This window comes from Enterococcus casseliflavus (assembly GCF_029215545.1).
Lineage (GTDB): Bacteria > Bacillota > Bacilli > Lactobacillales > Enterococcaceae > Enterococcus_D > Enterococcus_D casseliflavus.
Window position 1 is genome coordinate 3526699 of record NZ_CP119393.1, and the last position, 16932, is coordinate 3543630.

The 16932-nt window shown below is 46.8% G+C and carries 20 protein-coding genes; all 20 read right to left on the bottom strand.

The window, feature by feature from the left end; all coding sequences use genetic code 11:
• Window positions 1-11: 11 nt before the first annotated feature.
• The 20 genes from P0G38_RS16565 to P0G38_RS16660 all read right to left on the bottom strand — a co-directional run bounded on the left by P0G38_RS16565 (window position 12) and on the right by P0G38_RS16660 (window position 16908).
• Entirely contained in the window at window positions 12-599 is a 588-nt protein-coding gene (locus P0G38_RS16565; RefSeq protein ID WP_005226634.1) for a chemotaxis protein CheC, read from the bottom strand.
• Window positions 596-2647, bottom strand: a complete 2052-nt coding sequence (locus P0G38_RS16570) for a chemotaxis protein CheA (protein ID WP_010748546.1) — start codon at window positions 2645-2647, stop codon at window positions 596-598. Before P0G38_RS16570 ends, P0G38_RS16565 begins: the two co-directional genes overlap by 4 nt.
• Before the next feature lie 21 nt (window positions 2648-2668).
• Entirely contained in the window at window positions 2669-3442 is a 774-nt protein-coding gene (locus P0G38_RS16575) for a CheR family methyltransferase (RefSeq protein ID WP_005226631.1), read from the bottom strand.
• Between the two features lie 5 nt (window positions 3443-3447).
• On the bottom strand, window positions 3448-4458 hold the full coding sequence (gene cheB / locus P0G38_RS16580; RefSeq protein WP_275853334.1) for a chemotaxis-specific protein-glutamate methyltransferase CheB: 1011 nt from the start codon (window positions 4456-4458) through the stop codon (window positions 3448-3450).
• 15 nt (window positions 4459-4473) lie between these two features.
• Complete coding sequence (locus P0G38_RS16585; protein ID WP_005226629.1) at window positions 4474-4983, bottom strand: chemotaxis protein CheD; 510 nt, start codon at window positions 4981-4983, stop codon at window positions 4474-4476.
• A complete protein-coding gene (locus P0G38_RS16590) occupies window positions 4955-5458 on the bottom strand; it encodes a chemotaxis protein CheW (protein WP_074535612.1) in 504 nt (167 codons plus the stop codon). The genes P0G38_RS16585 and P0G38_RS16590 overlap by 29 nt, the downstream gene beginning before the upstream one ends.
• A gap of 18 nt (window positions 5459-5476) precedes the next feature.
• Entirely contained in the window at window positions 5477-6772 is a 1296-nt protein-coding gene (locus tag P0G38_RS16595; protein WP_005226627.1) for a methyl-accepting chemotaxis protein, read from the bottom strand.
• 154 nt (window positions 6773-6926) lie between these two features.
• Window positions 6927-7637, bottom strand: coding sequence for a cell division ATP-binding protein FtsE (locus P0G38_RS16600; RefSeq protein WP_005226626.1), 711 nt, complete (start codon window positions 7635-7637; stop codon window positions 6927-6929).
• Between the two features lie 12 nt (window positions 7638-7649).
• Window positions 7650-8432, bottom strand: coding sequence for a flagellar hook-basal body protein (locus P0G38_RS16605; RefSeq protein ID WP_275853339.1), 783 nt, complete (start codon window positions 8430-8432; stop codon window positions 7650-7652).
• Window positions 8433-8442: 10 nt separating this feature from the next.
• A complete protein-coding gene (locus P0G38_RS16610; RefSeq protein ID WP_061053556.1) occupies window positions 8443-9144 on the bottom strand; it encodes a flagellar hook-basal body protein in 702 nt (233 codons plus the stop codon).
• A complete protein-coding gene (locus tag P0G38_RS16615; RefSeq protein WP_005226623.1) occupies window positions 9141-9848 on the bottom strand; it encodes a sigma-70 family RNA polymerase sigma factor in 708 nt (235 codons plus the stop codon). Before P0G38_RS16615 ends, P0G38_RS16610 begins: the two co-directional genes overlap by 4 nt.
• 30 nt (window positions 9849-9878) lie before the next feature.
• Window positions 9879-11954: a flagellar biosynthesis protein FlhA gene (gene flhA, locus P0G38_RS16620; RefSeq protein ID WP_159161154.1), complete on the bottom strand. Its 2076-nt coding sequence runs from the start codon at window positions 11952-11954 to the stop codon at window positions 9879-9881.
• Between the two features lie 19 nt (window positions 11955-11973).
• The gene (locus P0G38_RS16625) at window positions 11974-13041 is read right to left on the bottom strand and encodes an EscU/YscU/HrcU family type III secretion system export apparatus switch protein (protein ID WP_016609019.1); all 1068 of its coding nucleotides are present in this window, start codon (window positions 13039-13041) and stop codon (window positions 11974-11976) included.
• Window positions 13042-13071: 30 nt separating this feature from the next.
• Entirely contained in the window at window positions 13072-13821 is a 750-nt protein-coding gene (gene fliR / locus P0G38_RS16630; protein WP_005232781.1) for a flagellar biosynthetic protein FliR, read from the bottom strand.
• 12 nt (window positions 13822-13833) lie between these two features.
• Complete coding sequence (gene fliQ, locus P0G38_RS16635) at window positions 13834-14097, bottom strand: flagellar biosynthesis protein FliQ (protein ID WP_005226613.1); 264 nt, start codon at window positions 14095-14097, stop codon at window positions 13834-13836.
• A 25-nt stretch (window positions 14098-14122) separates the two neighbouring features.
• Entirely contained in the window at window positions 14123-14887 is a 765-nt protein-coding gene (gene fliP, locus P0G38_RS16640) for a flagellar type III secretion system pore protein FliP (protein WP_005232783.1), read from the bottom strand.
• Window positions 14884-15249 carry a flagellar biosynthetic protein FliO gene (locus tag P0G38_RS16645; RefSeq protein ID WP_015508734.1) on the bottom strand — a complete coding sequence of 122 codons (366 nt, stop codon included), beginning with the start codon at window positions 15247-15249 and terminating at the stop codon, window positions 14884-14886. The genes fliP and P0G38_RS16645 overlap by 4 nt, the downstream gene beginning before the upstream one ends.
• 14 nt (window positions 15250-15263) lie before the next feature.
• The gene (locus tag P0G38_RS16650; protein ID WP_005472968.1) at window positions 15264-15767 is read right to left on the bottom strand and encodes a flagellar basal body-associated FliL family protein; all 504 of its coding nucleotides are present in this window, start codon (window positions 15765-15767) and stop codon (window positions 15264-15266) included.
• Between the two features lie 11 nt (window positions 15768-15778).
• Complete coding sequence (locus P0G38_RS16655) at window positions 15779-15976, bottom strand: flagellar FlbD family protein (RefSeq protein WP_005226609.1); 198 nt, start codon at window positions 15974-15976, stop codon at window positions 15779-15781.
• Window positions 15977-16011: 35 nt separating this feature from the next.
• Window positions 16012-16908, bottom strand: coding sequence for a flagellar hook-basal body complex protein (locus P0G38_RS16660; protein ID WP_010748537.1), 897 nt, complete (start codon window positions 16906-16908; stop codon window positions 16012-16014).
• Between the last annotated feature and the right edge of the window lie 24 nt (window positions 16909-16932).

The following is a 16932-nucleotide window of genomic DNA, read 5'->3' on the forward strand; positions in this document are numbered from 1 at the left end:
ATTTGCCCCTTTCAAATTCCTAATGAATCAAATATGTTTTCTAGTACACCGATTTCTGGAATCAAAAATAACGATGCCTCTAATGTTTCTTTGGCGTAGACGAACTCATTACGGATCACCATCACCTGCTCATCATACTGGGCCATCGCCAAATAGATGGAGCTGATCGCTGCGCCAAAGAAATCATAGCTGGCGCTTGGTAAAGACGCACTCAGCTGGGTTTCCAACAGTTGCCCGATCGCGATCAAAAAAGAATTGGTAAGGATGTTGGTCAACTCGTTGATGACCGATTGCTTCAATTCTTCAGACGGATCGCTTTCTTGGATCATCAACTGACGCAATTTTGCGGCGGATTCATCCGTTAAGACAAACAAGAAGATCCCTCGAAATGCCCCTTCGATCTGGCTCATCACCACATGAACTTCTTTGTCTTCCGCCATGATCTGCTGATACAGGTCCTCATACGCTAGAATCTCGACTTCCGGTACCCGCATATCGATCGGTTGTTGGACGAGCTTTGATAAACTAGTCGCAGCGTGACCACCGCCGATATTGATCAGTTCTTTTAGGCCATCGATCTGCAGCGCTGTATAGCTCATAAGCGGTCATCCTTTTTTTCCTGACAGATGGCATGAATGTCTAGGATCAGTGCGATCGAGCCGTTGCCCATAATCGTTGCCCCTTGATAGCGATTCAGCTTTTGCAGCAATGGATCGATTTTCTTGATGACGATTTCTTGCTGGCCGATCAGCTCATCTGCCAAAATGCCGTGAAACTGCTGGTCATTGTTGACGATGATGGCGAATTTTTTCTCAGATGGATCGCCTTCGATCGCTAAGAGTTGATCGGTCCGAACCAACGGAATCAACTCCTCTTGAAAACGATAGACCTCATCTGAGACCGTCTGGATGATCTCTTCTTCTTTGACCATCACCACGCGTTCGACGAGATTTAGTGGGATCGCAAAGGTTTCTGCTCCGACGCGAACCATCAACGCTTGAATGATCGACAGAGTCAATGGCAATTTGATCACAAACTGCGTGCCTTTATTTGGCTGGCTCTTCATTTCGATCGTGCCCCCTAGTTGGGTGATCTTCGATTGCACGGCATCCATCCCGACACCGCGCCCAGAAATGTTAGTCACTTCTTGTGCCGTTGAAAAACCAGGATGGAAAATCAGCTGCTGCAACGCTTCATCGGAAAGACCTTCCGTTGCTAAGCCTTTCTTTTCAGCACTTGCTTTGATTACTTGCGGATCAAGGCCTTTGCCATCATCCTCTAAAGTAATGATCACGCGATTGCCTTCTTGATAGGCCGCCAAGCGAATCGTGCCCTTGCGCGGTTTGCCCAGTTTTTCCCGAACATCGGGTGCTTCGATGCCGTGATCGACAGAATTACGTAACAGATGGACCAGAGGTTCGCTCAATTCAGAAACCACTGTTTTATCCAATTCCGTTTCTTCCCCAAAAATGACAAGTTCCATTTCCTTTTGCAGTTCATTGGATAAGTCCCGAACCATTCGTGGAAAGCGACTAAAGACGACATTGACTTGCTGCATGCGGATCCGCAAGACCAAATCTTGCAGCTCAGAGGTCAATCGCGAAACTTGCTCTAAGGGGTCTTTGACTGCTTCGATGTTTTCCCGCTCACTGACATCTTCCAATTGATTGCGATAGACCACCAATTCGGACACGAGATCCAAGAATGAATCTAAGCGATTCAAGTCGACTCGGATCGATTGATTTTGGGCGGACGCATGATGCGCGGGCGCCGGCGATTTTTCTTTCGTTTCTGTTGTCGCTTGCTGAAGAGCAGAAGTCTCTGACTCTGGGGTCGGCACTGGTTGAAGCAGCTCTTCTGCCTCCTCCAACACAGCAGCTGAAGGATCAAACGGTGCCACCACGAAGGCTTCGATCTCACTGTTGCTGGCGATGTTTTGCTCGACATCAGCCAGTGTTTGCTGCGTCAAATACAGCAGTGAAAAATCTGATTCAAAGGTGCCTTCTTCAAGTGTTTGGGCATCTGGTTCTGTATAAAGAACATCCCCTGCTTGGCCAAGCTTTTCCATGATCAAGAAGGCACGAGCACCTTTTAACATGGATTGGGCATCTAAGCGAACAGCAATTTGGACCGCTTGATAGCCATCTCCAGCCGCTTGCTCGATCACATACAGATCAGAAGGATCGATCTGTTGAAGCTGTGGGGTTAACGCGCCCACTGCGGTGGGGTTTTGGCTTGCTTCTGTCTCGGTTGATATACCGCCAGAATGTTCCGTTTGGTCAAGTTCGGCCAATAAATCGGCAATTTGAGCTGGCTGCAGGTCTCGTTCTTCTCGCAAGTCCTCCACAAGTTCTGACAGGCGATCCAGACATTTGAAAATCAATGAGATCGATTGCTGGGTCACTTGCAAGGTCCCAGTTTTAAATAACTCAAAAATATTTTCCATTTTATGGGTCAGCTGCGTCATGACGTCATAGCCCATCGTTGCCGCCATCCCTTTAAGGGTATGGGCAGAACGGAAAATATCATTCAGCAAGGCGCTATCTTTTGGATCGTTTTCCAATTGCAAGACATGATCATTCAACTGCGCTAAATGATCGTCTGTTTCTTCAAAGAAAAGGGTACGATAGACACTATTGTCATCCAAATGGGTCCCTCCTTTACAAAATTATACTTTTTGATAGATAAACGAATCGATTTTCTTGAGACCGAATTGTTCCGCAAAATTGATCGTTTCTGTCGCTCCCGTAAACAAAATGCCCCCTGGAACCAATGCATCGCTGAATTTTTGATAGACGGCATCCCGAGCATCACTTTTGAAATAAATCGTCACATTGCGGCAAACGATCACATCAAAAGGCCCATTGTACGGGTCTTTCAAAAGATCGTGTTGCTTAAAATGAACTCGCCGTTTGATTTCTGGTTTGATTTGAAACTGGTTCTTTTCTTTTGCATCAAAAAAACGGGTACGTTCTGCCGCTGAGACATTCCGCAATTCGTGGTCTCGATAGAGTCCTTGCTTGGCTTTTGCCAAAATTTGCGTATCGATATCGGTGGCCAAGACATTGGCTGCGGCAATTTGGTTTTTTTCTAGCAGCATGGCGATCGTATAGGGTTCTGCCCCAATCGAACATGCGGCACTCCAAATTTTTGGCAGCGTAGTTTTCGGGAGAACAATGGTTTTCAAGACGCGTTCAAAGGCGTCAAACAGTTCTTTGTTGCGATAAAATTCCGTTACGTTAATGGTGATATGGGCTAAAAAAGCCGCCCGCACCCCGTCATCTCCTTCGATCAACTGCTGGTATTCCCTCAACGTTTTTGCCCCGCTGTTTTCCATGATCGTAAGGATGCGGCGCTGCATTTGATTTTCTTTGTATGCGGCTAAGGGAATCCCTAATCGGCGATCCACCCACGCATTAAATAAGGCAAATTCTTCTTCCATCTTCTTCACCTGACCATCTGTGCAATTTTTGCTTCAATGCCCTGCAACGGCAGGACTTCATCCACGACTCCTTGTTCAATGGCATACCGCGGCATCCCAAAGACTGTACACGTTTCTTTGTCTTGAACGATCGTATAGCCCCCAGCCGCTTGAATCTGTCGTAAGCCAGCGGTGCCGTCTTTTCCCATCCCCGTCAAAACGATTGCCGCTAGTTGCGGGCCATAGTAATCAGCTGCTGAGGAAAAAAGATAATCGACGGTTGGCCGCGTCCCGTGCCGTTTTTCTCGCTGGTCCAGTTGCAAGTGCCCTTGTTTGACCGTCATGTGGTAATCCCCTGGACAAAGATACACTTGATTTTCGATCCGCATGCCATCGACTGCTTCTTGTACTCGGACGGTTGTCTCTGTGTCTAAGCGTTTTGCAAAGGAAGCAGTGAAGCCCGCCGGCATATGCTGAACAATCAAAATGGGACAACGCAAACGTGCAGGCAAACGGCGGATTATCCCCAGCAAAGCACGGGGTCCGCCTGTTGAAGCACCAATGACTAGCGCATCAAGTGATACCGGCAAGCTGTTTTGTGTCAGCTTAGTGGGCTGGGCAATCGTTGGTACTGGCGGGTGAACCGTACCGACTTCATGATCCATCGCCAAAATCTTTTGATGAAATTCAGCGATCCATTCTTTTTCGATCATCGATAGACTGACGGGTTTTTCCACAAAATCTCGGGCGCCAAGCGCCAAAGCCTCAATCGTGGTTTCTTGATTGGTTAATGAACTAAGCATGATGACGGGAATGGCTGATTGCTGTTTCATCCTCCGCAAGGTCTCTAATCCGTTCATCACTGGCATCTCCACATCCATTACTACCAAATCGATCGCTTCTTTGGTCAGATAGTCCAATGCTTGTTTGCCATTGCGGGCAGCGACGGTCACCTCGATATCAGGCAGCTGATTCAATAAATCTGTCACTACTTTCCGCATGAATGCCGAATCATCGACGATCATTACTTTTTTCATGTCCCTGTACTCCTTTTACAAATAAACGATTTCTTGTTTGACTTGCCGAACCATGGTCTTGAAATCCTGAAGATCCACGATCATCGTTCGACCAGCGCTGCCGCCAACATGTTTGGCTACGATCGGAATGTTTAGCCGAGCCAAGACTTCCTCGACGGCTTCAATATTGCGCTGACCAATATTGCTGGCAGCGTTAAGCGTCTGGAACTGAAACATATTGGCGCCGCCAACGATTTTCGCTTGAAAGCGAGGCCGACGGATCTTTTGTTCCAGCTCAGCCACCATCGCTGGCAATGCCAAGTCCGCAAACTTCTCGGGCTTGATTTCCCGCTTGTGCAAAAAAGGCTGACTATCTGGCAGCATAATATGACTCAAGCCGCCGATATGACTGGCTTCATCGTAAATGATCGTGCCGATGCAAGAACCTAAACCCACCGTGATCAAACGCGTCGGCGCTTGGGCGATCTTATACTCCGAGATCCCCACATGCAGTTCCTCATTCACGGTCATCATTGTCATGGTCATTGACGGCTGCCAATTCCTCTGTCTGATAGGCGTCTAACTCCGCCGTCATCTCAGCGGCTTGTTCATAGCTGAAGAGAAACGGCAGCTCCAATGCCAGCACAAGTTCATCGTCTTTTTTCAGAAAGGCTTCGATATAGTTTTGCTTGAGTCCTGATGTATTTAGTTCCGCATTGCTAGGACTTTCAACGAGCGGTAAAATGCCGACGATCTCTTCCACGTAAAGGCCGATCGCCTGCTCTTGCCAGTGACACAACAAGACCACATTTTGCCCAGTTTCCGGTGTAAATTCATCAAACAGCTTTTTGCGGATGTCAATGATCGGCACCATCGCCTCTTCAAAAGGCTGGATCCCCAGCACGAAATCCGCCACTTCTGGCAGCTGTGTAAAAGAAGCAGCCTCAATGACCCGTACCACATAGTCGATACGCAAGGCAAAGAGTTGTTGATGACTTTTAAATACAACGTATTGTTCCATTGGCGTCACTGCTCCTTTTTAGAATTTGAAACTATCCACTTGGAATTTAAGGATAGTGGCGATCGTTTCGATCTCTTGCACATTCCGTTCAAAGTCTTCGATGACTAAGTAGAAGTCTTCTAAGTTTGCCGTTACTTCTTGGGTGCCGGCAGAGGTTTCCGAAACAGCAGCCGAAATGTTGCTGACGGAAACTTGAACCATGTCTTTTTTCTCAACGATCCCCGTAATATGGGCTTCCACGGCTTGAATACTTGAAACCAATTTTTCGACAATATCAGAGATCTCATTGGCTGACTCGATCGCTTTGTTGATATTGTTGGTTTGTTTTTCGCCACTTTCAAAGGAATCCGTCACTGCAGAGACCACTTTTTCCGATTTTTTGCGGATCGTTTCAATGATCGAACGAATGCTTTTCGTTGATTGACTGCTTTGTTCCGCCAAGCTGCGGACTTCCTCCGCAACGATGGCAAACCCTCGGCCCGCTTCTCCAGCTCGAGCTGCTTCGATGGATGCATTCAATGCCAGTAAGTTGGTCTGATCAGAAATGTCATTGATCAGCTGAACGATCTTACCGATGCTTTGGACATCTTCGTTCATGTCGTTCATGCTTTCCACTAATTCCGCTTGGTTTTGCCGTTCGATCTCCCAGCTTTCAAACACATGGAACATCATTTCTGAATTGTGGACATTGCTGCTTTGGGATTGACCGACATAGCCGTTCATCAATTCGATCTCTTTGTGGATCTCTTCGATACTTAAGGCTAGCTCGTCCATATCAAAGGAGGTTTGTTCCGCTTCGGAGGCTTGTGAACTAGTGGCATCTGCGATGGCATTCATCGTCTGACGCACATTTTCAATTGAATTTTTGGCATTTTTTGAGGTTGTCGTTAGGCCGCCTACCATTTTTTCCATTCGGCTGCTTTCTTCGTGCATGCCAACGATCACCGCTTTGAAGGTGTTTAAAACCCCTTGAAAACGATTTTGAACTTGCCCAAAAAGAGAAGTCTGGTCGCTGCTGCCGATCTCATCGATATGCGACAGATCGCCAGAACCGACTGCTTCTAGTTCTGTCAATAACGTATCCATGCCCGAGTGGGTCTCTTTTTTTACCAAATAGGTCATTCCTACTAACACTGCGATTTCTAGCAGCAGTACGATTACTGAAAAAATAAAGAAACTTTTTGCTGCTTGTCCGTCTCCGTGGGTGCGGATCACGAAGAAATAGCATCCTAATAATACGATCAGGGTAAATCCTAGCGGAATCAACGCCGCCAAGCGGATTTTTTTGATGATAGCTTGTACCTTCTTCTTCATAACAGTATCCTTTCCTATGCAAAATGATCAGTCGTGCTGTTTATCAAGATTCGCTCTTCACTTGATAATCGTTGGGTCACTCCTTCTTTATCCGATTATGAAAACAATCTTCTAGTTCTTTAATCGGATCTTTTGCTAGAAAAGTTAAGCATCTTCACCAGACATATGTATCTTTTGGATCAGCAAAGCGCGTATAGCCGCCTTGATATTCATCACGAACCAAGCGACCGTTTTGCAGCTCGACCACCCGATTACGGACCGTATTGACCATCGTGCTGTCGTGGGTCGCCAAGAGGATCGTGGCACCGACTTGATTGATCCGCAAGAGTAGTTTCATGACTTCAACGGCTGATTTGGCATCCAGATTGGCGGTGGGCTCATCGGCGATCAAGACTGCTGGCTCTGTGACGATCGCCCGCGCGATCGCTACTTTTTTGCGCTGTCCCACGGAAAGCTCTTCAGGATAGTGATCCTTTTGAGGAAACATACCCACCAGTTGCAGCGCTTTGGCGGTTTTTTCCTGACGCAGCTTGCGGGGAGTGCCTAGTACTTGCAGCGCATAGTCAACGTTTTTGGCAACCGTCAGATAAGGAAGCAAAAGGTCTTCTTGTCCGACGATACCGACTTGTCGTCGAACCATATAGAGATGACGGTCTTTGAGTTGTTCCAACAAGACATTGCCGACTTGGATAGAACCAGCCGAAAGCTCTTCTTCTTTCAAGAGCAATTTGAATAAGGTCGATTTGCCCGCACCGCTGGGACCCACCACATAGATAAATTCTCCTTGAGGGATCGCAACAGAAATATCGGCCAATGCCAACGTGCCATTGCTGAATTTTTTACTGACCTTGGTTAAGCGAATCATGTTCTTTCTCCTCTAATCTGTAAAACGATTGATCACGGACCACATCTCATCGGCTGTCTGCATGGCTTTCGTATTCAATCCATACGCACGCTGGGTCGTTAACAAGTCTGTCATGGACGTCGCTAGATCCACCGTCGACTGTTCTAACTGTCCTTGCAAGACGCTGCCAAAGGCTGCCGGATTGGTTTGCGAAGTAAGCAACGCTTGATCACCAGCACGGTACAGTTGGTTGCCCCCTGGCGTGATGTTTTCTGTATTCGTCGGCTGATAAAGGGTCAGCTGCCCCAACACGCGAGTCTGACCATTTTCCTCCGTCGTCAGCTGACCGCTGGCATCTATTGCGATTTGCTGCGCATCTGGCCACTGAGGGGTCGGTACGTTTGTGGTCATTGCCACAGGGTACCCTTCACTATTGACTAATTGCTTGTTCTCACTTAAATGAAAATTGCCTGCTCGACTCAGCAGCAATTGACCAGTTTGGTCCCGGACCCCGAAAAAGCCATTGCCTTGGATCGCGAGATCTAATGGCTGAGCGGTGCCCGCCAGATTGCCTTGGGCAAAACTGGTAGTCGTAGTCGCTTTTGCCCCCATTGACGCACCATATTGGGCGGCGTTGCCATTAAATAGCGTTTCTTCTGCACCGATGGCATTTTCCATCAATGCTTGAAAATGGGTCGTTTGTGCTTGATAGCCATTAGTATTGACGTTGGCGATGTTGTTGGCTGTCGTGTCTAAGTTTGTCTGCAAATGATTCAACCCAGAACGGCTGATTCCTAATAATCCACTGATATTCATTGACTCATCCTCAAATCTTTCCTAATTCGTTGACCGCTTTTTGCAATGTCTGATTCGTTGAACTCAAGGCTTTCTGATTGGCTTCAAATTCGCGAGAAGTCTGGATCATCGCCACCATTTCATCGGCAACCGCTACATTGGCTTGTTCTAAGGCACCTTGCTGGATCACGGGTGCATTCACCGTGGTTCCTGCTGCGTTGCTAGTCACATAGTTTTGACCAGCTGTAGTCAATGCTTCTGGGGGAAATGTTTGGATCTGAAAGTTCGCTGGTCCCAAGGCGCTGACTGCTTGTCCATTGGCACCCAAGACAAGATAGCCTTCTTGTGTCACGTATTGATTCTGCTGATTGACGGTAAAGTCGCCATTTCTCGTATACAACCGCTGCCCCGCATTGTTTTGAACGACAAAGTAGCCTTCGGAAAGCAGTGCAAAATCGCTGGCTTGTCCCGTCTGTTTGACGGCGCCTTGGTCTTGACTGATGGTACTGCCAGCCAATTGGGTCCCTAAAGACAATCCACCGATATCGCGACGAGTATCCGCATTGGGCCCGCTTTGGTAATTATGCAATGCGACTTCATCTAGCGCCGACTGGAACAAAGTTTTTGCTTGATACCCTGTTGTATTGACATTGGCAATATTGCCGCTCGTCGTCTCTTGTCGCTTTTGTAATAATGAAATGTTCCGTGATAAGACATCCAATCCTCGAATCATGCCAGTTCCTCCTCAATCAATGTGCGCAATTTGGCAATCGTTTTGCCATGAATTTGTGAAACTCGCGGAATCGAGACTTCTAAGATTTCAGCGATTTCTTTTAACGTCAGTTCTTCGGTATAGTACAAACTTAAAATCAATTGTTCCCGTTCCCCTAATTTTTTGATGCACGCCACCAAGGCGGTGCGTTTTTCTTCAGCGACCAAGGTCTCTTCGACATTTTCGGCTGGATCCCGAACCATATCTTTTAAGGTCATGCCTTCTTCTTGGTAAGCAAACAAGGTATCTTCCAAAGAGACGCTGGCTAAGTAGTGCAGACTCTCATAAATATCCGCTAGTTGACTTTGGTTGATTCCCAGCTGTTTGCAGATCTCGGTGTCGGTCGCTTCTCTTTTGAGGCTTTGCTCCAACTCTTGCCGTGCTTGATAAAACTGATTGACTGCCGCCATTTTGTATCGGGAGATTTTGGCGTGCTTGCGTACTTCATCAATAATTGCCCCTTTGATGCGAATCGCTGCATAGCTTTCAAAAGGAACTTTTTTTGAGGGATCGAATTTCCGCAAGGCATCCATCAGCCCAATCACCCCAATATTGTAGAGATCGCCTGATTCATAATCGGCGGTTTTGATAGACAGGCGCTGAACCACCCGTTCCACTAGCGGCAGATACTTGATGATCTCCGCTTCTCGATCGACTTCATACATCGGCGATGCCCCTTCCTAAGAAAATTCTGCTTAAATGTCAATACTGCCCACCGTTTCGATCGCAATTTCATTGGGAATCTCATTCAGAGAAAGAACGGCGATATCTGGAAAATTAAAAACGATCATTTTTTTGAATGCTAACCGGATCTTAGGCGATGCTAAAATGACGAAATTGATATTTTGAGCGATCGCTGCATGTTGGATCCCACTGATGGAATCCAACAGCTTGGTCACGGTATCTGGTTTTAAGACCGGGTACGAGCCAGTTGCGGTTTTTTGGATACTTTGAGCGATGATTTCTTCTAGTTTCGGCTGGATCACCGCCACTTGCAGCTCGTGGTTCTCATTGGCATACTTGGCAGCGATCGTCCGTTTCAATGCTTGGCGGACATATTCTGTCAAAACTTCTACGTCTTTCGTGACAACGCCGTAATCGGCTAAGGTTTCTAAGATCGTTGCTAAGTCATTGATGGGAATTTGCTCATCCAATAAATTTTGTAAAACTTTTTGGACCTCGCCGAGCCGTAAAATATCGGGGATCAATTCATCGATCACGACATTATACTGCTCTTTGATGCCCTCCAATAATTTCTTGACTTCTTGGCGACCTAACAGCTCTGGTGCATGGGCATAGATGATTTCTTTTAAGTGTGTTGCGATCACGGTCAACGGCTCGATAATCGTAAACCCTTGCAGATCCGCCATCTCCTTATCGGATTCATCGATCCACATAGCATCCAGATGAAAGGCTGGTTCTTTTGTTGCGATTCCTTGAAAAGGAAACGGCTCTTCATTCGGACTGATCACCATGACTTTATTCGGGTAAATATCGCCGCGGCCGACTTCGTTGCCGCGGATCTTGATCACGTAATCGTTGGCATCCAAATAGAGATTGTCGCGAATACGAACGGGACTGACTAAGATCCCTAATTCTCTAGCACTCTGTTTACGGATCGCCACGATGCGGTTCATCAAGCTGTTGTCGATCGAACTATCCACGATAGGGATCAGACCATACCCGATTTCCACTGAGATTGGTTCCACTTGGAAGGAAGCCACGGAATCGTCTTCTTCCTGTGCTTCTTTTTTGCGTTCCAGTGCCAATTTTTGTTCCCATTGTTTTTGTTCCACTCGCTGCTTTTCTTCTTTTTGCGTCACCAGAAAGCTGGCTGCGAAAAGGCCTAAGCCAATCAACACAAAAGGCACAAACGGAAACCCAGGAACTAAGGCTAAGACGAAGAGAATCGCCCCCACGATCCGAAACAGTTGGGGATTACGCATCACATCTGACGCAATATCTAAACCAAACGAACTATCGTTATCAGAACGAGTCACGATCACCCCAGAAGCAATGGAAATCAATAAAGAGGGAATCGAGCTGACCAAGCCATCCCCGATTGCCAGTTTCCCGAATTGGGCGAAGGCTTCCATGACGGTCATTTGTCCCCCCATGGAGAAAATGATCGCCCCGCCGACTAAATTGATGACAGTGATCAAGATCCCTGCGATCGCATCCCCTTTGACAAACTTGCTGGCACCATCCATCGAACCAAAGAAATCAGCTTCTCGCTGCAGATCTTTTCGTCGTTTGCGGGCATCCGCTTCCGTGATCAAACCGGCATTTAGGTCGGAATCGATCGCCATTTGCTTGCCGGGCATCGCATCTAATGTGAAGCGAGCAGTCACTTCTGAGACACGCCCTGCACCATTGGTCACGACGACTAGCTGAACCACCATGATGATCACGAACAAAATGATCCCCACGATGTAATTGCTGCCGGCAACGACATTGGCGAAGGCATCGATCACGTGTCCGCCATTTCCTTGGGTCAAGATCAACCGTGTGGAAGATAGGTTCAAACCTAAACGAAACATCGTTGTGATCAGCAGCAAGGTTGGAAACGTAGTGAATTCCAACACTGATTTGGTAAACAGGGTGATCAGTAAAATGTTGATCGCGATCGTCAAATTGATAATGATCAGAATATCTAATAGTGCACTCGGTAATGGAATAATAATCAAACCAATAATAGCTAGGACGATCACCGAGATTAAGATATCCGCCAGACCAATGCCTTTTTTCGGTTTTGAGGCAGCCTCATTCATTTTTGTTCCTCCTGTTTCCTTAAATCTTGCCGCGTTGGCTTTCTTCTAACTGATAGACCAAAGCGATGATTTCGGCAATGGCTTCATACATCTCAACCGGGATCAGATCCCCGGGTTCTACTTGGCGATAAAGGGCTCGTGCCACTTCACGGTTTTCGATCTGTGGAATATTTTCTTTCAGTGCTTCTGCTTTCATCCGCTGCGCCAGCTGATCTGCCCCTTTGGCCAGGACCCGCGGCACCCCTTCACTACTGGCATCGTAACGAATCGCAATGGCGAAATGGGTCGGATTGGTGATCAAAACCGTCGCTTCTTTGACGTTGGCGATGGCATTTTGGGTCATCGCACGGTACTTCGCTTTGCGCTGTGCTTTGACTTGCGGATCACCTTCCATTTGCTTGAACTCTTCTTTGACTTCCTGCTTGCTCATCATCAAATTCTTACGATGGCTATAGCGTTGGTAGCCGTAGTCGACTACGGCCAAAACGATCAAGAAAATCGAGATCTGTAAAAACAATTCTTTGGCCCGCAGCAGCATGAACAGGATCGTTTTTTCCAACCCCACTTCACTCAAACCCAGTAAAACAGGGACGGCGGCTAAAAATTGTTGGTAGCACAAGTAGACGATCACGCCGAATTTCGCCAATGTTTTGCCTAAATTCATCAACGAGCGCAAACTGAATTGCTGCTTGATCCCGCTGATGGGGTTGAGCTTTTTAAAGTCTGGTTTGACGGCCTTGCCAGAAAACAACAGACCAACTTGGGCATAATTCGTGATAAGCCCGACTCCGAGCGCGACCAGAAAGACGGGCGCACACAACAAAAGCAGCAGCAAGATACTCTGCACCCCCAGTTTCGGCAGATCCGCCAAACTAGTTTGATAATCAGCCAGCTGCGCCAAACTTCGGGAAAAATAAGGCAAAAAAGAAGCTGCGAAAAACTGCCATAAAGACAGGATCAAAAACGAGAAGACCAATAGCGAAACAGCTGCTGCTAATTCCTGGGTCTTAGGGACCTCCCCGCGTTTGCGGGCATCCCGCAGCCGCTTGGCACTAGGTAGTTCGGTTTTGCCATCTTTTTCTGCCATCTTCTCACCTCCTGCTGGCTACCTGTTACTTTATTGAAAGGACTCGATAAACTCCTGCAAATAGCGGACCGTATCTGGCAAGTGTTTGCCTAAGTACGAAAGGACATTGGGTAGTAGCAAGAGAAACACCACAAAACTGATGGCGGTTTTCATCGAAAGACTCATCATCAAAATATTGATCTGGGGAATCGACCGAGAAATCACACCTAGCACCAGGTCCACCAACAGCAGCGCAATGATCATTGGTGCCGCAAGATTGACAGCCATCACCATCATTTGGCTGAAAAGTTTGACGATGCCTTCAACCGTCGTTCCTTGGATCACCACAGAGCCTAAGGGCACGATCCGAAAAGACAACAGCAGTGCTGTGATCAGTCGATGATGCAGATCAAGTCCAAAAAACACAGCGATCGTCAGCCAATAGTACGTTTTGCCATACTGGGAAGAGGCGATTTGCAACGTCGGATCATAGGCTTGCGCCATCGAAAAGCCTACTTGAAAGTCGATCAGTTGACCCGCAATTTCCACACCAGTAAAGACCAGCTGACTCAAATAGCCCATCGCCATCCCAAACAGTACTTCCTTGATGACGAAAACCGTCAGCATAAAGAGGGAAAGCTCGGGAATCGCAGGTGCCGTCGGCAGACATAGGACCGTCAACGCCATGCCGATCACGATTTTTGCCAGTGACGGAAAATTTTGCTGTGAGAAGATCGGACAAAGGACGACAAACGCCAATATTCGACAAAAAATCAACACCGTCGCTTGAATCGGCGCCATCAGGTTTCCTCCTTACATTGCCGCAATCATCTTGAAGATCATTTTGGTAAAATTCAACAAGAGATTCAGCATAAAATTCCCCGCCAAGATCAAGGTCAAAAAAATCGCTAATAGTTTCGGCACAAAGCTCAACGTTTGTTCTTGGATTTGGGTAGTGGCTTGAAAAATACTGATCACCAATCCAACGAGCATGCCGACCAATAAGGCAGGGCCAGATATCGCTAAAATTCGAAGAAAGGCTTCCCTTAGCACATCAAGTACCATTTCTACTGTCATTTCCTCTTGGCTCCTTTCTTAGCGGCTATTGAAAGCTCTTGATCAGCGACTCCACGATCAGATACCAGCCATCCACTAAAACAAATAGTAAGATCTTGAAGGGCAGTGAGATCATGATCGGCGACAGCATCATCATCCCCATCGACATCAAGATACTGGAGACGACCAGATCAATGATCAAAAAGGGGATAAAAATCAAAAAGCCGATACTGAAAGCCGTTCGTAACTCACTGATAATAAACGCCGGTACCATAACGGTCAGAGGAACATCGTCAGAAGAATGATACTTTTCGGTCTCCCCATCAGCTTCCGCAAACAAGGCAATGTCTTTTTCCCGTGTCTGTACCATCATAAAGGCCTTGATCCGTTTTTCTGAGCGGTCAAAGGCTTCGGCTTGGCTGATCTCTTGTCGATCAAACGGTTCGATCGCTTGCTGGTAGACGTCGGTATACACAGGTTTCATAATAAAAAATGTCAAGAATAAGGCCAACCCGATCAACACTTGATTGGGCGGGTTTTGCTGTGTACCTAACGAACTGCGCACAAAGGACAAGACCATGATGATACGAGTAAAAGAAGTCATCATGATCAGCAAGACTGGTAAAAGGGAAAGCAGCGTCAGCAACAAGAAAGTATTGATCGTATCACTTGAGCCATTCCCATTCGACAATAAATTGTTGATGGTGGAACTGACGTCTTCCGTGTCTAGCGCAAATGCCGTCTGCGGAAGCATCAGACTGCTGAAAAGGACCGCAGCCATGATCTTGATATCTCTGCCTTTGATCTTCATTTTTGCTTGCCTCGTTTTCCAGCAATTTCCGCCTTGGCTTTGTTGAGCCATTCAGAAAAGTCTTTACCAGCTTGCACTTGGGTGCTTTCTAGGCTTTGCTGTAAAAAAGTGGCCGTTTCTTCTGGCGTCAACTCTTTGATGATTTGGTTTTGCTGTTCAGAAAAGCTCATGACATAACATTTGTCCATGATTTGGACGATCCCGATCGAAGACGACTTGCTGACGGCGATTTTTTGCAAAATACGCAGCTGGTGATTGTGCTGGTTCGTGTAACGATTCAAATATTTCAAACTGATGTTGATCAAATAAAGAATAAGCAGCAAAAACCCAATCATTTTGACCAGCGATAAAAATGTTTCCATCAACATGCCTCTTTCTATTGGATCACTAAATCCGTCACATAAACATCCTTGGCGATTTCTGATCCGTATTCCTGATTAATTGTTTCTTTCAATGCTTTTTTTAAATTCGGTACACTTTCGGCGGAGCTCAAAATACCGCTGGCCTTTTGTTGGCGCAATAAATTTACGACGCTGTCACGAATGACGGCCACATTTTTCGTGGCTTCCGCGCTTTTTTCCTCATCCGCCACTAAAATCGATAAATTGACCTTCATGTATTGCTGCTCTTGGTTGTCTTCTTTGGCCAGATTGACTAAAAATTCATCCAATGCCACGATCGCTTCGTCTGAGGAGATTTTGCTGCTGTCTTTTGCTGTTTCAGCAGCTGCTGTTTTTTCCCCCGTCAAAAAGTGATTCGTCACTAAGGTCCCGCCGATACTGCCGCCGACTACCACGATCAAGAGGATCGGCAGTAAAACAACCATACTCAAGCCTTTTTTCTCTTTTTCTGCTTTTGGTGCTTTTTCTTCTTTTGCCATCTTTCCCACCCTTACGTTTTCACTTGATTCGAATGGATCACCGTATGATACTCGATCACCCGCTGCGCAACTTCTTGCGCAGCTTCCGTCACCACTAATGTTTTGCCGTCTGTCAGTGTGATCAATGTATCCGGCATTTCTTCGATCCGATAAATCAATGTTGGATTTAAATAGAATGGCTTGCCATTCAATGCTGTCACTAGAATCATGGTCAAACTCCTCTCAATGATGAAGCGTCACGTTCTTAACGTTTTAGATTCAATAATTCTTGCAGCATTTCATCAGAAGTCGTAATGCTTCTTGAATTTGCTTGATAGGCACGGCTCGCAATGATCATTTCGGTAAATTCTGTCGAAAGATCGACATTGGACATTTCCAAGGCACCTGCTTGCAGCGTTCCTGCGCCATTGTTGCCAGGTCCTGCAACGATCGGATTCCCTGAATTGCTGGTTTGGATATAGTTGTTGCCGCCGACTTTTTCTAAGCCTTCTGGGTTATTGAAGGTTGCGACACCGACTTTTCCCATCACAAAGGTTTGATTGCCGTATTTTGCCAACACTAAGCCATTGGCATCGATCGCCATGGAGTTATAGGTCAAGGTTTCCCCATTGACGGTCAGTGTGCTTGGGATCGACAAGGGAGATACCGCATCTTGTCCGCTCAATGCCGTGTTTTCATCAAAGTTGTCATCATAGACAACTGGTTGACCGCCATTGACTGAACGACCTAGGACTTGCATCCCATCACTATTGGTCAAGGTTCCGTTGCTGTCGCGCACGAATGCGCCATCTCGTGTGTAATAGGTTTCGCCATTTGCTCCTGGTCCTTGTACCATAAAGTAGCCCTGTCCGCTGATATAAAAATCCATGCTGCGACCTGTCGATTGCGGGGCACCGACTGTATTGATAGTATCGATGGAGCCCGTCTGAACCCCTAAACCGATCTGCGTTGCGTTGATCCCGCCTAAGCCGTTGCCTGGCGCAGTTGCGTTAGACATCGTTTGGCTCATCATGTCTTGGAAAAGTACTCGACTTGATTTGAATCCAACCGTATTGACGTTGGCGATATTATTGGAAACCACGTCCATTTTCGTTTGAAGATTTTTCATTCCACTGACACCTGAATATAATGATCGTAACATGCTTGTTTTCCTCCTTATGGTTGG